Origin of the sequence: Natronolimnohabitans sp. A-GB9 (assembly GCF_030848565.1) — an archaeon.
Lineage (GTDB): Archaea > Halobacteriota > Halobacteria > Halobacteriales > Natrialbaceae > Natronolimnohabitans.
Genome location: NZ_JAVDDV010000004.1, coordinates 266,968 through 284,764, shown reverse-complemented (window position 1 = coordinate 284,764; position 17,797 = coordinate 266,968). Strand labels below are relative to the sequence as shown.

Annotated in this window: 17 protein-coding genes; 10 read left to right on the top strand and 7 right to left on the bottom strand. The window is 64.6% G+C overall.

Annotation, left to right across the window (positions count from 1 at the left end):
* Window positions 1–128: 128 nt before the first annotated feature.
* Both RBH26_RS08005 and pheT read left to right on the top strand, forming a co-directional pair.
* Complete coding sequence (locus RBH26_RS08005) at window positions 129–1,655, top strand: phenylalanine--tRNA ligase subunit alpha (RefSeq protein ID WP_306757671.1); 1,527 nt, start codon at window positions 129–131, stop codon at window positions 1,653–1,655.
* On the top strand, window positions 1,655–3,418 hold the full coding sequence (pheT, locus tag RBH26_RS08000; protein ID WP_306757670.1) for a phenylalanine--tRNA ligase subunit beta: 1,764 nt from the start codon (window positions 1,655–1,657) through the stop codon (window positions 3,416–3,418). Before RBH26_RS08005 ends, pheT begins: the two co-directional genes overlap by 1 nt.
* 22 nt (window positions 3,419–3,440) lie before the next feature.
* Here pheT and RBH26_RS07995 read toward each other — a convergent pair whose 3' ends face one another.
* From RBH26_RS07995 to RBH26_RS07985, 3 genes are all read right to left on the bottom strand, one after another.
* Entirely contained in the window at window positions 3,441–4,235 is a 795-nt protein-coding gene (locus tag RBH26_RS07995) for a hypothetical protein (protein ID WP_306757669.1), read from the bottom strand.
* Window positions 4,232–5,128, bottom strand: a complete 897-nt coding sequence (locus RBH26_RS07990) for a hypothetical protein (RefSeq protein ID WP_306757668.1) — start codon at window positions 5,126–5,128, stop codon at window positions 4,232–4,234. The genes RBH26_RS07995 and RBH26_RS07990 overlap by 4 nt, the downstream gene beginning before the upstream one ends.
* 404 nt (window positions 5,129–5,532) lie before the next feature.
* A complete protein-coding gene (locus RBH26_RS07985; RefSeq protein ID WP_006674053.1) occupies window positions 5,533–5,730 on the bottom strand; it encodes a hypothetical protein in 198 nt (65 codons plus the stop codon).
* 224 nt (window positions 5,731–5,954) lie between these two features.
* Here RBH26_RS07985 and RBH26_RS07980 point away from each other — a divergent pair, with 224 nt between their 5' ends.
* A complete protein-coding gene (locus RBH26_RS07980; protein WP_306757667.1) occupies window positions 5,955–6,263 on the top strand; it encodes a non-histone chromosomal MC1 family protein in 309 nt (102 codons plus the stop codon).
* Window positions 6,264–6,486: 223 nt separating this feature from the next.
* Window positions 6,487–7,998 carry an amidase family protein gene (locus RBH26_RS07975; protein ID WP_306757666.1) on the top strand — a complete coding sequence of 504 codons (1,512 nt, stop codon included), beginning with the start codon at window positions 6,487–6,489 and terminating at the stop codon, window positions 7,996–7,998.
* A 7-nt stretch (window positions 7,999–8,005) separates the two neighbouring features.
* Here the strand turns inward: RBH26_RS07975 and RBH26_RS07970 are convergent, their stop codons facing one another.
* Window positions 8,006–8,659 (bottom strand): type 1 glutamine amidotransferase, encoded by a 654-nt coding sequence (locus RBH26_RS07970; protein ID WP_306757665.1) that lies wholly within the window; start codon window positions 8,657–8,659, stop codon window positions 8,006–8,008.
* Between the two features lie 217 nt (window positions 8,660–8,876).
* Between RBH26_RS07970 and RBH26_RS07965 the strand changes: the two genes are divergently transcribed.
* Window positions 8,877–9,083: a hypothetical protein gene (locus RBH26_RS07965; protein ID WP_306757664.1), complete on the top strand. Its 207-nt coding sequence runs from the start codon at window positions 8,877–8,879 to the stop codon at window positions 9,081–9,083.
* Window positions 9,084–9,167: 84 nt separating this feature from the next.
* On the opposite strand, the gene RBH26_RS07960 is transcribed toward RBH26_RS07965, so the two are convergent.
* Together RBH26_RS07960 and RBH26_RS07955 are read right to left on the bottom strand one after the other, a co-directional pair.
* Window positions 9,168–9,389 carry a hypothetical protein gene (locus tag RBH26_RS07960; protein WP_306757663.1) on the bottom strand — a complete coding sequence of 74 codons (222 nt, stop codon included), beginning with the start codon at window positions 9,387–9,389 and terminating at the stop codon, window positions 9,168–9,170.
* Window positions 9,390–9,771: 382 nt separating this feature from the next.
* A complete protein-coding gene (locus RBH26_RS07955) occupies window positions 9,772–10,242 on the bottom strand; it encodes a hypothetical protein (protein WP_306757662.1) in 471 nt (156 codons plus the stop codon).
* Between the two features lie 389 nt (window positions 10,243–10,631).
* On the opposite strand from RBH26_RS07955, the gene RBH26_RS07950 reads away from it, so the two are divergent.
* The 5 genes from RBH26_RS07950 (at window position 10,632) to RBH26_RS07930 (ending at window position 16,940) form a co-directional block, all read left to right on the top strand.
* Entirely contained in the window at window positions 10,632–12,680 is a 2,049-nt protein-coding gene (locus RBH26_RS07950) for a helix-hairpin-helix domain-containing protein (RefSeq protein ID WP_306757661.1), read from the top strand.
* A gap of 236 nt (window positions 12,681–12,916) precedes the next feature.
* Window positions 12,917–14,125: an MFS transporter gene (locus tag RBH26_RS07945; RefSeq protein WP_306757660.1), complete on the top strand. Its 1,209-nt coding sequence runs from the start codon at window positions 12,917–12,919 to the stop codon at window positions 14,123–14,125.
* Between the two features lie 114 nt (window positions 14,126–14,239).
* The gene (locus tag RBH26_RS07940; RefSeq protein WP_306757659.1) at window positions 14,240–14,407 is read left to right on the top strand and encodes a DUF1059 domain-containing protein; all 168 of its coding nucleotides are present in this window, start codon (window positions 14,240–14,242) and stop codon (window positions 14,405–14,407) included.
* 232 nt (window positions 14,408–14,639) lie between these two features.
* On the top strand, window positions 14,640–15,770 hold the full coding sequence (locus RBH26_RS07935) for an ORC1-type DNA replication protein (protein WP_306757658.1): 1,131 nt from the start codon (window positions 14,640–14,642) through the stop codon (window positions 15,768–15,770).
* 78 nt (window positions 15,771–15,848) lie between these two features.
* Entirely contained in the window at window positions 15,849–16,940 is a 1,092-nt protein-coding gene (locus tag RBH26_RS07930) for a saccharopine dehydrogenase NADP-binding domain-containing protein (RefSeq protein ID WP_306757695.1), read from the top strand.
* 147 nt (window positions 16,941–17,087) lie between these two features.
* Here RBH26_RS07930 and RBH26_RS07925 read toward each other — a convergent pair whose 3' ends face one another.
* Window positions 17,088–17,585: a twin-arginine translocation signal domain-containing protein gene (locus RBH26_RS07925; protein ID WP_306757657.1), complete on the bottom strand. Its 498-nt coding sequence runs from the start codon at window positions 17,583–17,585 to the stop codon at window positions 17,088–17,090.
* Between the last annotated feature and the right edge of the window lie 212 nt (window positions 17,586–17,797).

The following is a 17,797-nucleotide window of genomic DNA, read 5'->3' as shown; positions in this document are numbered from 1 at the left end:
CCGCGGGCGCTCACACCGGGCGCTCGCGGCGAAACCGACCACGTTCGTCTTCGGCCGGAGCTGGTCCCGGCCACGAGGGGAGTATCGGAACCGCTAACTGACCGACACGCAGCCATACGAACAAGCGAATGCAACTTCCAGCACAACAGGTCGCGGTCCTAGAGGCCGCGAGCGCGGACGAGGCAACGTCCGTCGACGCCCTCGCCGATGAGGCCGATCTTCCCCCCGAGACCGTCACCGGGGCGGCGTTCGAACTCGAGTCGGAGGGGCTGGTCGCCGTCGAGGAGCGCGTCGACGAAACGATTACACTGACCGAAGAGGGTGCCGAGTACGCCGACGAACGGCTCCCCGAAATTCGGCTGTACGAAGCCGCCCTCGAGGCTGGCGCCGACGAAGACCCCACACAGATGGGACAGGTCATCGGCGCCTCCGGCCTCGAGGGTGGCCAGGTCGACATCGCGCTCTCGAACTACGCCCGGAAGGGGTACGGAACGATCGAGAGCGGCGAGATCACGGCCGATCCGGACGCCGATCCCACGGCGGACGCGGAAGCGAACGCCCTCGAAGCGCTCGCCGAATCGGGCGAGGCAGCCGCCGATAGCGTCGACGTCGACGCGGAGACGATCGACCAACTCGAGCGCCGCGGACTCCTCGAGCGGACCGAGACGACGGTTCGCGAGGTGACACTGACCGAACTCGGCGTCACCGAACTGATGGCGGGCATCGAGACCGCCGAGACGGTCGGACAAGTCACGCCGGAGCTACTCACAAGCGGCGAGTGGGAGACGGTCGAGTTCGCCGACTACAACGTCGAGGCCGACGCCGAGGCGGTCGAAAGCGGCACGGTTCACGTTCTCCGTCAGATGTCCGAGCGGGTCAAGGACGTCCTCGTCGGGATGGGCTTCCAGGAGATGGATGGTCCCCACGTCGACGCGGACTTCTGGATCAACGACTGCCTGTTCATGCCACAGGACCACCCCGCACGGACCCACTGGGACCGGTTCGCGATGGAAGAACCCAGCCACATCGACGAGCTCCCCGAGGAACTCGTCGAGGACGTCGAACGGGTCCACCGCGAGGGCCTGGGCGAAGACAGCGAGGGGTATCACTCGCCGTGGGACGAGGACTTCGCCCGCGCGCTCGCACTGCGAGGGCATACGACCTCGCTTTCGACGCGGTACCTCTCCGGCGAAGAGATCGGCGAGATCGAACCACCTGCTCGCTTCTTCAGCGTCGAGAAGGCCTACCGCAACGACACCCTCGATGCGACCCACTTACTCGAGTTCTACCAGATCGAGGGATGGGTGATGGCCGAGGACCTCTCGGTGCGGGACCTCATGGGCACCTTCGAGGAGTTCTACGCCCAGTTCGGCATCGAGGACATCCAGTTCAAACCCCACTACAACCCCTACACCGAGCCCAGCTTCGAGCTGTTCGGTACCCACCCCACGACGGGCGAACTGATCGAGATCGGCAACTCCGGCATCTTCCGCGAAGAGATGTTAGAGCCACTGGGCGTCGACTGTGACGTAATGGCCTGGGGGCTCGCACTGGAACGACTCGCCATGCTGACCACCGGCGCGGAGGACATCCGCGACCTCCACGGCACGCTGGCCGATCTCGAGTTCCTGCGGAACGCGGAGGTGACCTACTGATGCCCACTGTCGACATCGATCCAGACGAACTGCGCGAGTTGACCGGCGCGGAGGAGAAAGGCGACGAGGAACTCAAAGACGACCTGTTCGGCCTCGGCCTCGAGTTCGAGGGCCGTACCGAGGACGGCGCGTTCGAACTCGAGTTCGCCCCCGACCGCCTCGATCGGCTCTCGGTCGAAGGGGTCGCGCGCTCGCTGCGATATCACTACGGCGACGCACGCGGAGTTCACGTCCCGTCGACGAATTCGGCGGACTGGACGATCAAGGTCGACGAGTCGGTCCCCGACGAGCGCCCCTACGTCACGGGTGCGGTGATCCGCGACGTCGACTTAGACGAGGAGAGTCTCGATTCGCTCATCCAGCTCCAGGAGAAGCTCCACGCGACGATGGGCCGCAAGCGAGCGAAGGGCGCGATCGGCATTCACGACCTGACGATGCTCAAAGGGAGTCCCGCGACGGAGGGGAACCCGACCATCGAGTACGTCGGCGTCGAACCCGAGGAGGATACGTTCGTCCCGCTGGACTCGGATCAGGAGATGACGCCCGCGGACGTGCTCGAAGAGCACCCGACCGGCCAGACCTACGCCGACCTCGTCGGCGACTACGAGCGCTACCCGGCGATCTACGACGACCTCGGGCTGTTCTCGTTCCCGCCGGTCATCAACGGCCGCCGGACGGAGGTCTCGACGGACTCCCACGCTCTGTTCGTCGAGATGACCGGCACCGACCAGTGGACCATCGACAAGATGTTGAACATCGTCTGCTACGCGCTTGCCGCCCGCGGCGCGACGATCGAGGACGTCGCCGTCGAGTATCCGGACAGCGAGTCCGCGAACGCGGACTCGAACGGGAGCCGGACGCAGTCCGGCGGACGCGAGATCGTCCGCCCCGACCTCTCGACGAAGACCAAAACGGTCGCCCACGACCGCATCGAGACCATCCTCGGGATCGACCTCGATCCCGACGAAGTGATCGACCTCGCAGAGCGGTCGGGACTCGAGGCCACAAAAGCAGAAAACGAGGACGGGAACCTCGTCTACGAAGTTACGATCCCGCCCTACCGCGTCGACGTCCTCCACCCGCTGGACGTCATCGACGATCTCGGACGGGCCTACGGCTTCAACGACCTCGAGCCGACCTATCCCGACGTGGGGACCGTCGGCGGTCGCCACGAACGCTCCCGGCTCGAGCGCGCGACGCGCACCCAGCTCGTCGGGCTGGGCTTCGAGGACCTGCTCAACTTCCACATGATCAACGAGACGGAGAACTTCGAACGCCTCGAGATCGAGCCGGGTGCCGACGCCTACGGCGCCGGCGAGCCGACGACGATCAAGGAAGTCTACAGCGAGGACTACACCATGTTGCGGACGTGGGTGATGCCCTCGCTGCTGATGGTCCTCGAGCGAAACACCCACCGCTCGTACCCCCAGCACCTATCCGAGATCGGGTTTACGGCCCGCCTCGACGAGAGCGAAAACACTGGCGTCTTCGAGAACCGCCACGTCGGGGCCGTCCTCGCGAGCCACGACGCGGGCTACGAGGACGCCAAGGCCCGCCTGCAGGCGCTGTGCCGGCAGTTCGACGTCGACCTCGAGACGCCCCCAACTGACCACCCAACCTTCATCGATGGCCGCACGGCCGCGGTCGTCATCGACGGCGAAGAAGTCGGCGTCATCGGCGAGGTCCATCCGAAGGTGCTCGTCGAACATGACCTCGAGGTGCCCGTCGCGGCCTTCGAGTTCGATCTTCAGGCGCTGCAGTAGGTCCTCGAGTCGTTTTCTCCCTTCAAACACGGCGGGTGAGATGATCCCGCACGGAACGTTGGCACCGCTCACAGAGCGCCTCGAGTTGGCACATCGTCGCCAGAACCGGGTACGATCGCGGACAGTCGCTGTAGAGCGACGCGACGAGTCGGCGGTGAGAAACGCCGACGGTACCGTCGGTGGTCGTCCCGTGGATCACATCCTGGCGTTCCCGGCAGACGCGACGACAGCGCTCGCGGTGGCGCGCAAGCGTTTCGTGGCGCTCTCGGAGCTCCTCGAACCCAAGTTCGAGCAGGGGCGTCTCGTCGGCCGCGACGAGCCAGTCAGTAATCGTCTCGACGGTGTCGACCGCCGAGCGAAGGGACTCCAGTTCGTCCGCCAGTGCCGCGGCCATCGCCGTCCGTTCCGAGTGGCGTGTTCCGATCGTCGATCGAACCGCCGCCTTCACGTCGGGGGTGAATCGACGATCGCTCTCCGGCGACAGGGCGAGCGCGAGCTCCGGTCCGAGTTCGTCCCGAACGTGTTCCGTAAGCGTCGGCGGGCGAGCGGAACGTGAAGCCACAGCTCGAACCGTCTCGTCGAACGCGTCACGGACCGCTCGACAGCGGTCGGCTGACTCCGACGACACTGACTGCGCCCCCGCCATCGAGATGGCCGTCACCCCACCATCAGTAGCCGTCGGTCGAGTCGGCGACACGGGTTCGATCTGCTCGAGCGTGCGGGCGAACCGTTCGAGCGCCGTGACCGTCTCGTCGGCCCGCTCCCGCTCGGCTTCGACACGGTCGATCGCGCGGTGGATACGGGTCGTCACGGTCATGGATTCCCTCGAGAGACGCTGAGCAGTCCGGTCGGGCCATCAGACGGCGCGGTCGTTACGTCGAGACGCCAGTTCGAGTCGGGCGAAGACGCGGCGGCCACGGTCAGATCTCGGCTCGGTAACCGACGGAACAACTCGAGAACGATCGGGAGCGTCACGGCGCGTTCGGCCGACCGTTCGAGCGCGTAGCCGTCGAGCGTGACGGCCCACGATCGAGTGCCAGTATCGAGATCGATCGTCGGCTCGATCGCGTAGGTCTCGAGCAATCCGGCGGTCTCGAGTCGCGACAACGTCGTCTCGAGGGGATCGTCGCCAGACGGTTGGGCGGGGAGCCGCTGTGCGGCCGCCAACAGGACGTCACGCTGGGCGGCCGGCTCGAGGTGGTCCTCTAGTTCCGTCGCCATGCTCTCGAGCAAGCGGAGACAGAGCTCGTCGGGGTCTTCGATCGTTTCGGCGGTCTCGAAGTAGGTGTCCATGATCGTCTCCTCGAGGGCGGCGTGAGGCGAGTCGGCGATCGTCTCGAAGACGGCGCCCGCGACGGTGTGACAGAAGTCGACGGCCGACCGGGTCCGGTCGTGGCCGTCCGCAGTCTGGGTCTCGAGTTCGTCGACTGGCGTGTCCGGTGGCGCGCCGCCGGCGTGTGTCTCGTCGCTCGTGCGTGAGTGAACGATTACGTCGTAGAAGGGAACGCGCGGATCGTAGCGTCGGAGTGCCGCCCGGTACTGTTCGGTCGCGCGTGCGGCCGCTCGAGCCATCGTGCGACTCTCGAACGCAAGTCCCGAGGCGGGCACCGGCCGCTCCCCCGTACGACCGCAGACGAGGTAGTAGGAGCCCGATTCGCTCGCGAGTGACTCGATGTAGCGTCTGATGTCGTCGAGTGTCGTTCCAACCATTTTAGGCTAGCCTAAAGAAAAACAGTCACATATAATTTAGGCATACCTAAAGGGAGGGAGCGACCGAAAGCGTGGCGCTTTGCGCCGCGGGAAGGCAAACGGGGAGCAAAGCAACCCGTGAGCAAGAAGAGCCACTGATACGGACTGCTGTACCGATCTCCCGCCAATCGCCGATCCGTTCTTGCGACCGCAGTAATTGACGACAGCAGACCGTATGAGCCGACGTCCACACCGATCACAACACAGTCCGGCGATCGGGTCTGGAGTGACGGTCAGTAGCTACTACGCGAGTCGAAGAGCGAACAAAAAGCGGTAGCTCTCGATCGGACTTTGGCGAGTGGCGAGGGGCCGATAATGCCAGTAGCGCTCCTGGCACGCAACGAGCACAGCGTGAACCGCCGTCTCTAGAACTCGTGTTCGACCTCTTCCTCGTCGGCTTTCTGGATGATGATCTTGCCGTCTCGGACCCGGACGAATACCTCGTCACCGATATCCATGCCCGCGACTGCGAGTTCGTCCTCGTGAAGGTTGAGGTGAACGTTGTGGTAGTTTCCGTCTTCGTCTTTCGCACCGCTTGGACTCAGCTTCTTTTTCCGTACCATCGCGGGATTCTATGACGAACTTCGCCGTAGGATATACTTAAGTGTTTTCGACGCGCCAACGAACGGTCGAATTCGAGAGAACGAGACGGAACCGACCGACGAGCGAGCGAACACTGCGGAAGACTGGCGGAAGCGACTCACTTAAAGATACCGCCGCAGTCGGTCGGTTTTGGGGGATATCTTTATGTCGAGTCGTGTGCTGGACTGACACGGAGGCGAAACCAATGGTACGCGAAGACGGGAAACGAAACTTTGCACTGCGCGAGTCGGACGGCGAGGAATCGAGCGTCTTCTCCGGAAACACACCGCGTCAGGCCGCACTCAAGGCGGCCCGGCGACTCGAGCCTGGCTCGAGCGAGGAGGAGGCAGAGCGGGTCGAACTGCGACTTCGAGAGAAAGGGACGGACAAGGTACACATCTACGACGGCTGGGCCTGGGAGGAGACGGCGCCCGACGACAAGCCCGACTGGATGCCCAACGAGATCACGGAGGCGAACGTCTCGAAAAAGGGGATCGAACACTTAGACGAGTGACGGCCGTCGACGGTTTTCTCGCCTGAACTGTTTTCCCTCGGAGCCGGTGGTTTCGACGTACTCGTGGGCGGAAACGGGGGTCGTTTCTCCTACTCCACGACGCGTCGCTGGCCGCACCGCCAACTCGATGCGACAGTTGGTCACGAACGAAGACGGTCAGCGATACGTGACTGTCAGTCCGCCGGCCAACGGTCCATTTGGCCATCGGAATCGTTGCTCCGCTATGCCGATTCGACCGCCGACGGAGGACGATCTGCGTGAGCTAGCCGACTCGCTCTATCTCGACCTCACCGACGACGAACTCGAGTTCTTCGCCGAGATGGCCGCACAGCGGGCGGACGCCTACGAGACGGTCCGATCGTACGATCCCGAGCCGCGACTCGGCGGCAACGAGCGACGCGAACGGACGAACGGAACCCGCGTTCCCAGCGCGGAGGACCCGTACAACGCCTGGGTGAGCAAGTGCTACGTCGAAGGCGACGCAAACGGCGAACTCGACGGACTGGACGTCGCGATCAAGGACAACATCTGTGTCGCCGGCGTCGAGATGACCTGTGGCTCTCACCCCGTCGTGGGCTACGTCCCCGACGTCGACGCGACGCTCGTAACCCGACTGCTCGAGGCCGGCGCCGACGTCGTCGGCAAGACGAACATGGACGATTTCGCCATGACACGCACCGGCCACAGCGCGTTCGGGCCGATCATGCACCCCCACGACGACGACTATCTGGCAGCCGGCTCGAGCGGTGGTAGTGCAGTCGTCGTCGCCACCGGCGAAGCCGACGCCGCCATCGGCTCCGATCAGGGCGGCAGCGTCCGCATTCCGGCCGCGGTCTGTGGGATCGTCGGCCACAAGCCGACCTACGGGCTCGTCCCTTACACCGGCTGTATCGGTCTCGCATACGCGATCGGCCACCCTGGCCCGATGGGACCGGACGTCGAGACGGTCGCACGCGTCCTCTCGAGCATCGCCGGCAGCAACGAACGTGACCTCCGGGACCCGAATCCAGTGCCCGTCGAACCCTATCACGAGAAACTCGACGGCGACGCCGACGAGTTCTCGATCGGCGTCCTCGACGAGGGATTCGACCGGGACGAGGCCAACGCAAGCGTCCTCGAGTGTGTTCGCGACGGCCTCGCGGAACTCGAAGATCGCGGTGCCACTCTCGAGGAGGTTTCCGAGCCGATGCACCGTGATGCAAGTGATATCCACACCGTCTGTACGGCCGAAGGGCTGCTCGACGCGATGATCGGCGAAGGGGTGGGCCACGGCTGGAAGGCCTGGTACAACACGTCCTGGATCGAGTTCTTCGGCTCGACGCGGCGAGTCGAGGCCGACGACTTCCCGGCCCCGCTGAAACTGTCCCTGCTCATGGGCGCCTACGCCAACGATGCCTACCACTCGCGATACTACGCCGACGGGATGAACCTCGTCATCGAACTCACCGAGCGCTACGACGCCTTACTCGAGGAGTACGACCTGCTGGCGATGCCGACGACGCTGGATACGGCACCCGAACACGATCCCGAGCAGGATCAGTACGACCGAATGCAAGCGGACATCGTCGTCGCTAACACGACTCCCTTCAACCGGACCGGCCACCCCGCGGTCAGCGTTCCCGTCGGCGAGGTCGACGGGCTGCCGGTCGGGCTCATGCTCGTCGGATCGCGATTCGACGACGCGAGCGTCCTCGACGCCGCCGAGACGGTCGAGTCGATAGTCGAAACGATATAATCGATCGTCAGACGCTCGCGTCCGCGACGATCGACGCGAAGTTCTCGACGACGCGAGTCGCGTCGACGTCCTCGAGATCGGTGTCGCCGTCCGTCCAGCCGAAATCGGCCTCGAGGCGCTCGCGGAGCGTGCCGGTGAACTCGGGGTGGAACTGCACCGTCCACAGCGGCGCGCTGTGATGACGCGTCGCGAAGGCGTGGTAGTAGTCGGCCGAGGCGATGACGGTCATCCCGTCGCCGACGTCGGTGACGACGTCGCCGTGGGCGACGGGGACGACCGGCGAGACGTCTTCGAACAGCCGGTCGTCGGCGAGCGTCGCTGTGATCGGTCGAGCGATCGTTCCGACGTGTTCGACGGTTCCATCCAGCGCCGCGTTGACGAGTTGGTGGCCGAAACAGACGCCGAGCGTCGGGATCTCGCGGTCGATCAGCTCCCGGACGAGTCGTTTCTGATCGTCGATCCAGGGCTGCTCGTCGGCTTCGTAGACGCCGGCCGTCGACCCCGAGAGGACGACCCCGTCAGTCCGCTCGAGGGCCGGACGCTCGCCCGCAGGATAGTCGATCTCGAGCGCGTTCGGGACGAGCGCGGAGAGGGCGTCGCAGTGGTACTCGCAGTCTGTGTCGACCTCGTTGCGGACGACAGTGATCGTCGGCGTTCCCATCGGAGACAGGAAAGAGGTATCCGAGTAGACGTATCAAACGAGCCGTTCGGTGCAATATCTGCGACCGAACGTCGACCGATCACGGTTTCGGGTGGACATCCGAAATGAGCAGTCGTCGGTTTCGAGACGATCGCTGCTCGGGTCATCGATCGTACCGGACAACATCCGTTGCAGACACTGGGATCAGATCGAACTCCCGCGTCGCCGACCGCCGGGTATGACCGACGACGAACTGCACGAGCCCGAGTTCTCGGGGACGACGATCGAGGAGTGGAACGAGCCACGACTCGAGGACTTCGACACCGACAACGTGAGCACCGCGAGTCAGCGCCTCTCGCGAGCGCAGTCGATAACGAGCGGGGAGCACAGCCCGCCGGAACGTCAAGCCGTTTCCCTTCTTATACTGTCGGACAGCAGTCAGTGAGACGTCGGTCGCGAGATCGCGGCCCTCACCCTCGGGACGGCCGCAGTAGCGCGACCGATCGTCGAATCGTGCTGTCCAACAGTATTAGGCTGGACTCGAGTCCGACGCACCGCCACGAACGAGTTTGAGGAGTCCCTGAGCGGCTAGCCCGATCATCGCCCACTTCCAGGCGAGGACGGCGACGCCGAGCAACAGCGCCCCGCGCAGTCGCTTCCCGCGTTCGAACGACTGCTTCGCCTCCGAGAGGACCGAAACGACCGTCAGTGACCGCGTTGCCGTCGAGCCGAGGAGTTTCTTGAGTACCATATCCGACCTTGGAAAGCCGACCCGATAACGGGCGGCCCGGAGCGCGCAAGCCTCGAGACTGGAGCAGACGCGTCACGTTCGCTACGCCGGTCGGCCGATCGTATAACAGAACAGCCGCGTCTGACCGGCGCCCCGCGGCGCGAAGAAGTCCGTCACGATACCGTCGTCGAACGGTGAAATCGCGGGTCTGGGTGCCTTGGCTCATGGCGTTTTCTCGGCACCACAACGGTCATACTGTCGGACAGCAGTCAGTGAGCCGTCGGCCGCGAATTCGCGGCCGTCACCGTCGGCAACGGCCGCAGTAATGCGACCGACGGTGAATAGTGCTGTCCGGTAGTATCAGTGCGCCGTCGGGTTCGACGCACTGGATGCGTAACGCCGGTCAGGGCTCCGCCTCGACCGCTTCGAACGCTTCCTCAGGGAGGAGGCCAACGACCTCGTCGAACTCAAGGGTCTCGATCAACGCGGCCGACTCACCGTCGACGAGGGCGAGGCCAAAGCCGGTATGGGGTTCGGTATCGGTGACGGTCACGTCGTCGACCTCCTCCATGCGGGTCTCGAGCGCCTCGATCGACTCTGCGGCGAGTTCTCGCTGCTCCTCCTCGAATTCGGCCTGGGCCTCGGACTGATCGATCTCGCCCTCTTCGACCTGTTCCATGAGGTCCTCTTCCAACTCGGCTAACTCGTCAATGTCGATGCCGACCTCGATGGCGACAGTGTACTCACCGTTCGTGTCCGGATCGTTCTCGGCCTCGTCACCGTCGTCGTCCGCAGCGAGTCGTCCGGTCAGTGCGAGCGCGGTTCCGGTGCCGCCGAGTTGCACCACTCGACGGCGGGACAATGGGTTCGACATTCATACGCTCGACCAGCATCACCATCATAGGGCTTTGCTTTCTACTGCAGAGTGCGGTGGTGATACTGTCGGACAGCAGTCAGTACACACCCGATCACGTCTCGACGCCTGTCGCGGAACGCGACAGCGTCTCGAGTGGGATCGGTGTGTGCATCGTGTTGTCCGGAAGTATGAGTTTCGCCATAAGTTGTTCGTTACTTTCATACGGTCTCCTGTAGGCAATTACCGCCGATCGCCGACCCCGTGCTGTCGATCGGCGGTAACTCGGTACAGCAGTCCGCATCAGACGCCGTATCAAAACCTTTTCATTTGCCATACCACCACACCAGGGGCGAAAAGGCGGGCGGGAGCTTTTTCTCGCTGCGGTTTGATACGGCGGTCGAGAAACGATGGAGCTCGAGTCGATCCCGGGTGTCGGCGAAAAGACCGCTCGAGCGCTTGCCGCGCTCGACGATCCCGAGCGCGCGCTGCGGCGGGGTGACGTCGCGACGATCGCGACCGCACCGGGGATCAGCCAGGGTCGGGCCGCCCGCATCGCCCGCGGCGCGATCCGTCTGGAACACGACGATCCCGGCGGCTTCCTCGCGACCGACCGCGCCCGAGAGATCTACCGCGAGGTACTCGGCCTCCTGAAAGCACGGACGGTCACCGACTACGCCGCCCAGCGACTCGAGACGATCTACCCGAGCCAGCGACGGTCGCGCATCGAGGAGATCCAGGCGTTCGCCCGCGAGGCCATCGAACGCGAGTACGACGACGCCGTCCTCGAGGCCCTCGAGGGCGTCGAGCCGTTAGGACAGCCGGGCGACGTCCACGTCCGGGAGCGCTGTCTGGCGACGACCGACGCCGAGCGCTACGCCGAGGCTCGCGAGGCGATCCCCGAACTCTCCGTCGAGGTCGTCGAGGACGCCCAGGGGCTGGCCGAACTCGCGCGGGGGTACTCGACGGTGATCGCGCTCGACGAGTCTTTCGCCGGCGTCACCGTCGAGGGCGACGTCCAGGTAAAACCCGACGCTCTCGAGAACCCCGCCGCAGTCGTCCCCGAGCGTCCGCTCGCGTTCTTCGCGCGCAACCAGGATCGACTACAGGCCGCCGTCGAGGTCCACCGGGCCGCCGACCTCGAGCCAGCCTGCGATCTCGACGCGCTCGAGGACGGACTCTCACGGCTCGACGAGGACGGCACCGTCGCGGGCGACGACGAACTCGATCGGCTGACGACGGCGGTCGACGACCTCGATGCGGCGGTAAGCGCAGCGGAAAGTGTCGCCAACGATCGGCTTCGAGAGGCGATCCGGGAACAGGACGTCACCATCGAAGGGTCGGACCTGCTCTCGCTGGTCGAACGCGGCGCCGGCGTCGACTCGCTGCTCTCACGGGAACTCGCAGACGAGTACGCAGCAGCCGTCGAGGCCGCCCGCGAACACCTGATCGACGCGCTGGATCTCGATCAGGGAGAGGCCGAGATCGCCCGCCGGACGTTCAGCGACGAGCCGGCGTTTCCCGTCGAGCGCGACGAGGCAGTCGTCTCTCGACTACGCGAGGAGTTGACCGCGGCTAAGGAGCGACGTGCCGGGCGGCTCAAACGAGAGCTCGCGGCCGATCTGGCCGACCAGCGCGAGGGCGCACGACGGCTGGTTCGGAACGCCCTCGAGTTAGACGTCGAACTCGCGATCGCCCGATTCGCCGACGAGTACGAGTGTACGATGCCGGCGTTCGTGTATCCGGACGACGACGGACGTGAGGGGCCGGTCGGGTTCGCCATCGAGGGCGGCCAGTCGCCCCTGCTTGAGGAACCGCTCGAGGAGATCGATCCCGTCGACTACGAGGTCTCGGGCGTCACCCTGCTGTCGGGTGTCAACAGCGGCGGGAAGACCTCGACGCTCGATCTGGTCGCGAGCGTCGTCGTGCTGGCCCACATGGGGTTGCCCGTTCCCGCAGAGCGAGTCCGGTTGCGACGGTTCGACGACCTCCACTATCACGCCAAGACCCAGGGCACCCTCGATGCGGGCGCCTTCGAGTCGACGGTACGGGAGTTTGCAGCCCTCGCACAGGGTGGCGAGGGATCGCTCGTGCTCGTCGACGAACTCGAGAGTATCACCGAGCCCGGCGCCTCGGCGAAGATCATCGCGGGCATCTTAGAGGCGCTCTCGGAGAACGGAGCGACAGCCGTCTTCGTCTCCCACCTCGCCGGCGAGATCCGCGAGATGGCCGACTACGACGTGACCGTCGACGGTATCGAGGCAGTGGGACTCGTCGACGGCGAACTCGAGGTCAGTCGCTCGCCGGTCAAAGACCACCTGGCGCGGTCGACGCCCGAACTGATCGTCGAGAAACTGGCCGACGAGGCGCGAGACGAGACGGCCGTGGCGAACGGTGGGGCGGCTGAGGAGGTGTCGGAGCCGGTCTTCTACGATCGCCTGCTCGAGAAGTTCGACTGAGACGGCCCTCCGTGGCGATCTTCCGATTCCCGCAGCTATTTACTGCTGGTTTCGACATACGTTATTCGTGAACTGTTCGCGAACTACGAGGCAGTGTCACTCGTTGGTCGAGTACATTCCGACGATCGGCGACAGTCGACGATCGACAGGGACACCGACGGCCGATCGTCACGTCGGTCGCCGGCTTCGCTCGAGCGACACGCACCGGAGGCGACGCCGCGAGGGTTCGGACCCGTATGAACCGTAGTGGCGAACTCACTGCGGATCCGAAACTGTACGCCGTCCTCGGGCTCGCCGGCGTCGGCGTCTTCGGCAGCACGCTCGTCTCGCCGGCGCTGCCCGGGATGGCGTCGGCGTTCGACCTGACGGAAGCGCGGGTCGGGATGGTGATGACGGCGTTTTTCCTCACTGCAGTCGTCGCGATCCCGATCGTCGGCTCGCTGACGGACGCCCTCGGTCGACGGCGAGTGTTTCTCACGTCGCTGGTCGTCTACGGGCTCGCGGGCGTGCTCATCGCGTTCGTCGACTCCTTTGCCGTCGTTTTGCTCCTTCGGGCGCTTCAGGGGTGTGCGTTTCCCGGCCTGATTCCGATGGCGATTACGCTGATCGGCGACCTTTACGAGGGACGGGTCGCGACGACGGCACAGGGATTTCTCACGAGCATGACCGGACTGGTCGGCGTGGCCTCGCCGCTGCTCGCCGGGGCGCTGGTCGACGTCTCCTGGCGGCTGCCGTTTGCACTGTATGGACTGTCGTTTCTCGCCTTCGTCCTGTGTTATCTCTGGCTGCCGGAGCCGAACTCGAGGACGTCAGACACGGCCGAATCCGGAGAATCGGAGTCGATCGTCCCTTCACTGTCGCGGGTTCTCGAGACGGCACGGGAGGTCGGAACCGCGCTACCGACCGCGAGTCGGATCGTCATCGTCGGGGTCATCGTTCTCTTTCTCGTCCGGTATGCGCTCTTTACGTTCGTGCCGCTGTACGCGGTCACCGTCCTCGGGACGAGCGAGTTCGTCGGTGGCGTCGCCGTCGCAGTCCTCGGACTCGGTCGGCTGGTCGCCGCGCCGGCGGCGGGCCGACTCGTCGGACAGGTCGGTCGCCGGGCCGTCCTGGTCTGGAGTCTCCTCCTGTTTGGCGCTGGCACCGCAGCGTTGCTCCTGACCCGCGATCCCTGGCTCGTCCTCCTCGTTCTCGGAATCGCAAGCGTCGGCGACGGCCTCTTCGATCCGGTCGCAAACGACGTCGTTACCGCCACTGCGGCGGCCGACGTCCGTGGCCGCGTCGTCAGCGTCCTCGAGGTCGGAAAGACCGGCGCGATCTCCGTGGCACCGATCGCCTTCGGCCTCCTCCTCTCGGTGAGTTCCTACACAGCGTTGTTCGTCACTGGGACCGTCCTTCTCATCGTGACGGCGGGGATCGTCGGAGTGGGCTTCGATGAGCGGTGAACGCGGGCGCGGTGGGACCGCACCGGTTCTCGAGGGGTTGCGTCCGCCTCGAGCGGTCACATCCCGAAACGTGCAAGTAAAACTACTACCTCACGTCCCGAACAATGTGATGGTATGCCCTACCAATTTTCGTGTTCGGAGGGGAACTGTCAGTTCGTGATTCGCTCGAGCAGTGCTGACGAGGTGAGACGACTGGTGCGAGCACACGTCCGGATGACCCACGGTGGACGGATCGCTCCGGCTGACATCGAGCGAGAAATGGAGCGGATCGAACTCGCCTGACGGCGAGTCGAACCCCACCGTCTCGAATCGACGGCGATCGCGACTTCGGTACCGACGCTATCGCCGTCCGACCCACGTCTGAGACGAACCGCTGTCGTCACGTCCTGCCGATCGCCGACCCTGTTTTGATGATCGGCAGGACAGCGGTACAGCAGTCCGTATGACGCGTTACAGGCGCCCTAGCCCGAGTCGCGGCGAAGAACTAAGTAGCTCCGACAGCGAGGTGAAAGTAATGGCGGACGACCCCGAGGAGGGGATGCTGTCGTGGGACGAATCCGTGTTCAGGGACGAACACGTCTTCGAGATCGACTACGTCCCCGAGACGTTCAAACACCGCGAAAGCCAGACCGAGAGCCTGACGTACGCGCTCCGGCCGGCGGTGCGTGGCTCCCGGCCCCTGAACGTCGTCGCCCGCGGCCCCCCGGGAACGGGCAAGACGACGGCCATTCAGAAGCTGTTCGACGAGATCGGAGCCCAGACCAGCGACGTGCGTACGATCCGCGTCAACTGTCAGGTCAACGCGACGCGGTACTCGGTGTTCTCGCGGCTCTTCGAAGGGACGTTCGACTACGAACCACCGTCGTCGGGCATCTCCTTCAAGAAACTGTTCGGTCAGATCGCCGAGAAGCTCGTCGAGGAGGATCGAACACTCATCGTCGCCTTGGACGACGTCAACTACCTCTTCTACGAGAACGAGGCCAGCGACACGCTATACTCGCTGTTGCGGGCCCACGAAGAGTACCCTGGCGCGAAAATCGGCGTCATCGTCGTCTCTTCCGATCCCGCACTCGAGGTCATCGACGAGCTCGATTCGCGGGTCCAGAGCGTCTTCCGACCCGAGGACGTCTACTTCCCGGTCTACGACCAGCCCGAGATCGTCGACATCCTCTCCGAACGCGTCACACGCGGTTTCAACGACGACGTCATCTCGCGGGCAACCCTCGAGTACGTCGCCGAGCTCACCGCCGACAGCGGCGATCTACGGGTCGGAATCGACCTGCTCCGACGGGCCGGCCTCAACGCCGAGATGCGTGCAAGCCCCACCGTCGAACGCGAGGACGTCGAGGAGGCCTACGAGAAGTCCAAGTACATCGATCTCTCGCGGAGCCTCTCGGGGCTGACCGACACCGAACGGGCGCTGCTCGAGGTGATCGCCGACAACGACGGCGAGCAGGCTGGCGACGTCTACGAGGCCTTCCACGAGCGGACCGACCTCGGCTACACGCGTTACTCCGAGATCGTCAACAAACTCGATCAGCTGGGATTGATCGAGGCCGACTACGCCGAGGTCGACGGTCGCGGCCGGTCGCGGTCGCTCTCGTTGTCCTACGAGAAAGACGCGGTGTTAGAGCGACTCGAGTGAGGTCTTGGATTCGACGACCCTCCGATAGAATGCCGGCCCGTCGCTTACCCGCTAGGAGCGCGTAGTCGGGATATGTCGATGCCGACGCTCCTCGTCTATGGCTCGTACGGCTACGTCGGCGAGCTGGTCGCCCGCGAAGCGATCGACCGCGGGCTGGATCCGATCCTGGCCGGCCGCGACCGAGAGAAGCTCCGCGAACAGGTCGACGAACTCGACCAGCCGGGCCGACGTTTCTCGCTCGAGGATCACGACGTCGTTGCCGAGGCCCTCGCGGACGTCGACTGTGTCCTCAACTGCGCAGGGCCGTTCTCGAACACTGCGGAGCCGCTCGTCTATGGCAGTCTCGAGAGCGGGACCGACTACGTCGACATTACCGGCGAGATCCCCGTCATCGAGTCGATTCGTGACCGCGACGACGAAGCCGTCGACGCGGGCGTCACCCTGCTGCCCGCCGCCGCGCTGTCGACGATCCCGATGGACTGTCTGGCCGCCCACCTCGCGGACCGGCTCCCAGAGGCCGACTCCCTCGCGCTGGGCGTCGATTCGTTCCGAATCCCTTCGATCGGGACCGTTCGGACGGTTATCGAGGGCGCCGACACCGGGGGTGCCGTCCGCCGCGACGGGGACCTCGAGCGCGTGCCGACGGCCTGGCGGACTCGTGAGATCGACTTCGGCCGCGGCGAGCGTCCCGCGGTGACGATGCCGATGGGCGACGTCTGTACGACCCACTACACGACCGGGATCCCGAACGTCGAGATGTACGCCGTGATGCCCCAGCCGGCACGGCTCGCGCTCCGATCGCATCGCTACCTCGCGCCCCTGTTCGAGTCGAAACCGCTGCGGTGGACGCTGAAGCAACTGGCCGGGATCCGCGAGGGGCCCTCCAAGCGGCGACGCGAACGCGGCTCGGCGTACGTCTGGGGCGAGGCGCAGACAGACGACGGTGAGCAGGTCGTCTCCCGGCTACGAACGCCCGACCCGTACGTCGTCACCGTCGACGGCGCCGTAACGACCGCCGAGCGCGTGCTCGAGGGGGACACCGAACCGGGATTCCAGACACCCGCGGGTGCGTTCGGTGCCGACTTCGTCTTCGAACTCGAGGGCGTCGAGGGCTTTTTCGACGAATCGATGCCCGCAGCCTCGTCGCCGGTGAGTCCACTCCTGCAGTGACGGCGTATCCGCCGACGTGAGGCACTCTCCAGTCGCTTTCGAAGACGAGACGGGGCACGAAACCGGCAAACAGAACCACTGTTATTCCCTCGAGTGCGAGTGAGGCCGCGATCCGAAACGTTCGCTGTGGTCGTAGCGAGAACGCGGCTACTCAGCGCACGAATCGAACTCGTCTTCGTCGCCGGGCATGACGTACCAGTCGCCGTCGATCTCGAGCGCACTGAGATACATCGAGCGGGTTTCCGCCTCGCCCTCGATCTCGGCTTCGACCTCGTAGCGGAGTTCTTTCGCGTCTTCGACCTCGGCATCGAGTTCTCCCTCTTCGTTCGCCGCTTCGATCTCCTCTTCGTCGACTGACTCCGAACAGTCACAGGAGACGGCTTCGAGTTCTCCGGCGTCACCCATCTCGAACATGAACTCGTAAGCGTCGGCGAGTTCGTCCTCGTCGAGTTCGTTGTCGTACTCGTGTGGCGCATAGGATGCGGCCTCCTCGTACGCTCCATCATAGAGTGCGGCAATCAGGTCTTCGCCCATGTCACACGCGGAGTCACCGAGAAGACTACCCGTACAGCCGGCGAGACTGACCGCGACACCGGACGCCGCGGTGGCTTGAAGAATTCGCCGCCGTGAAACATCGTCTGACATACACGAACTCCGTTCTAACACCTATCATATAATATTTTTGTTGTCTATGGCTTGTCAGCACATACAGCCACTAATACACCAATAAAATGACATTGGATGTTGTTTTTAATAGTGGTGGGGCGATCGATGGCGGGGTTCGCTGAACGCCAGCCAGACGGATTCACGCTTTCGAGTCGCTGTCCCCGCCGGCATTCGCCGTCCCAACTCCCACG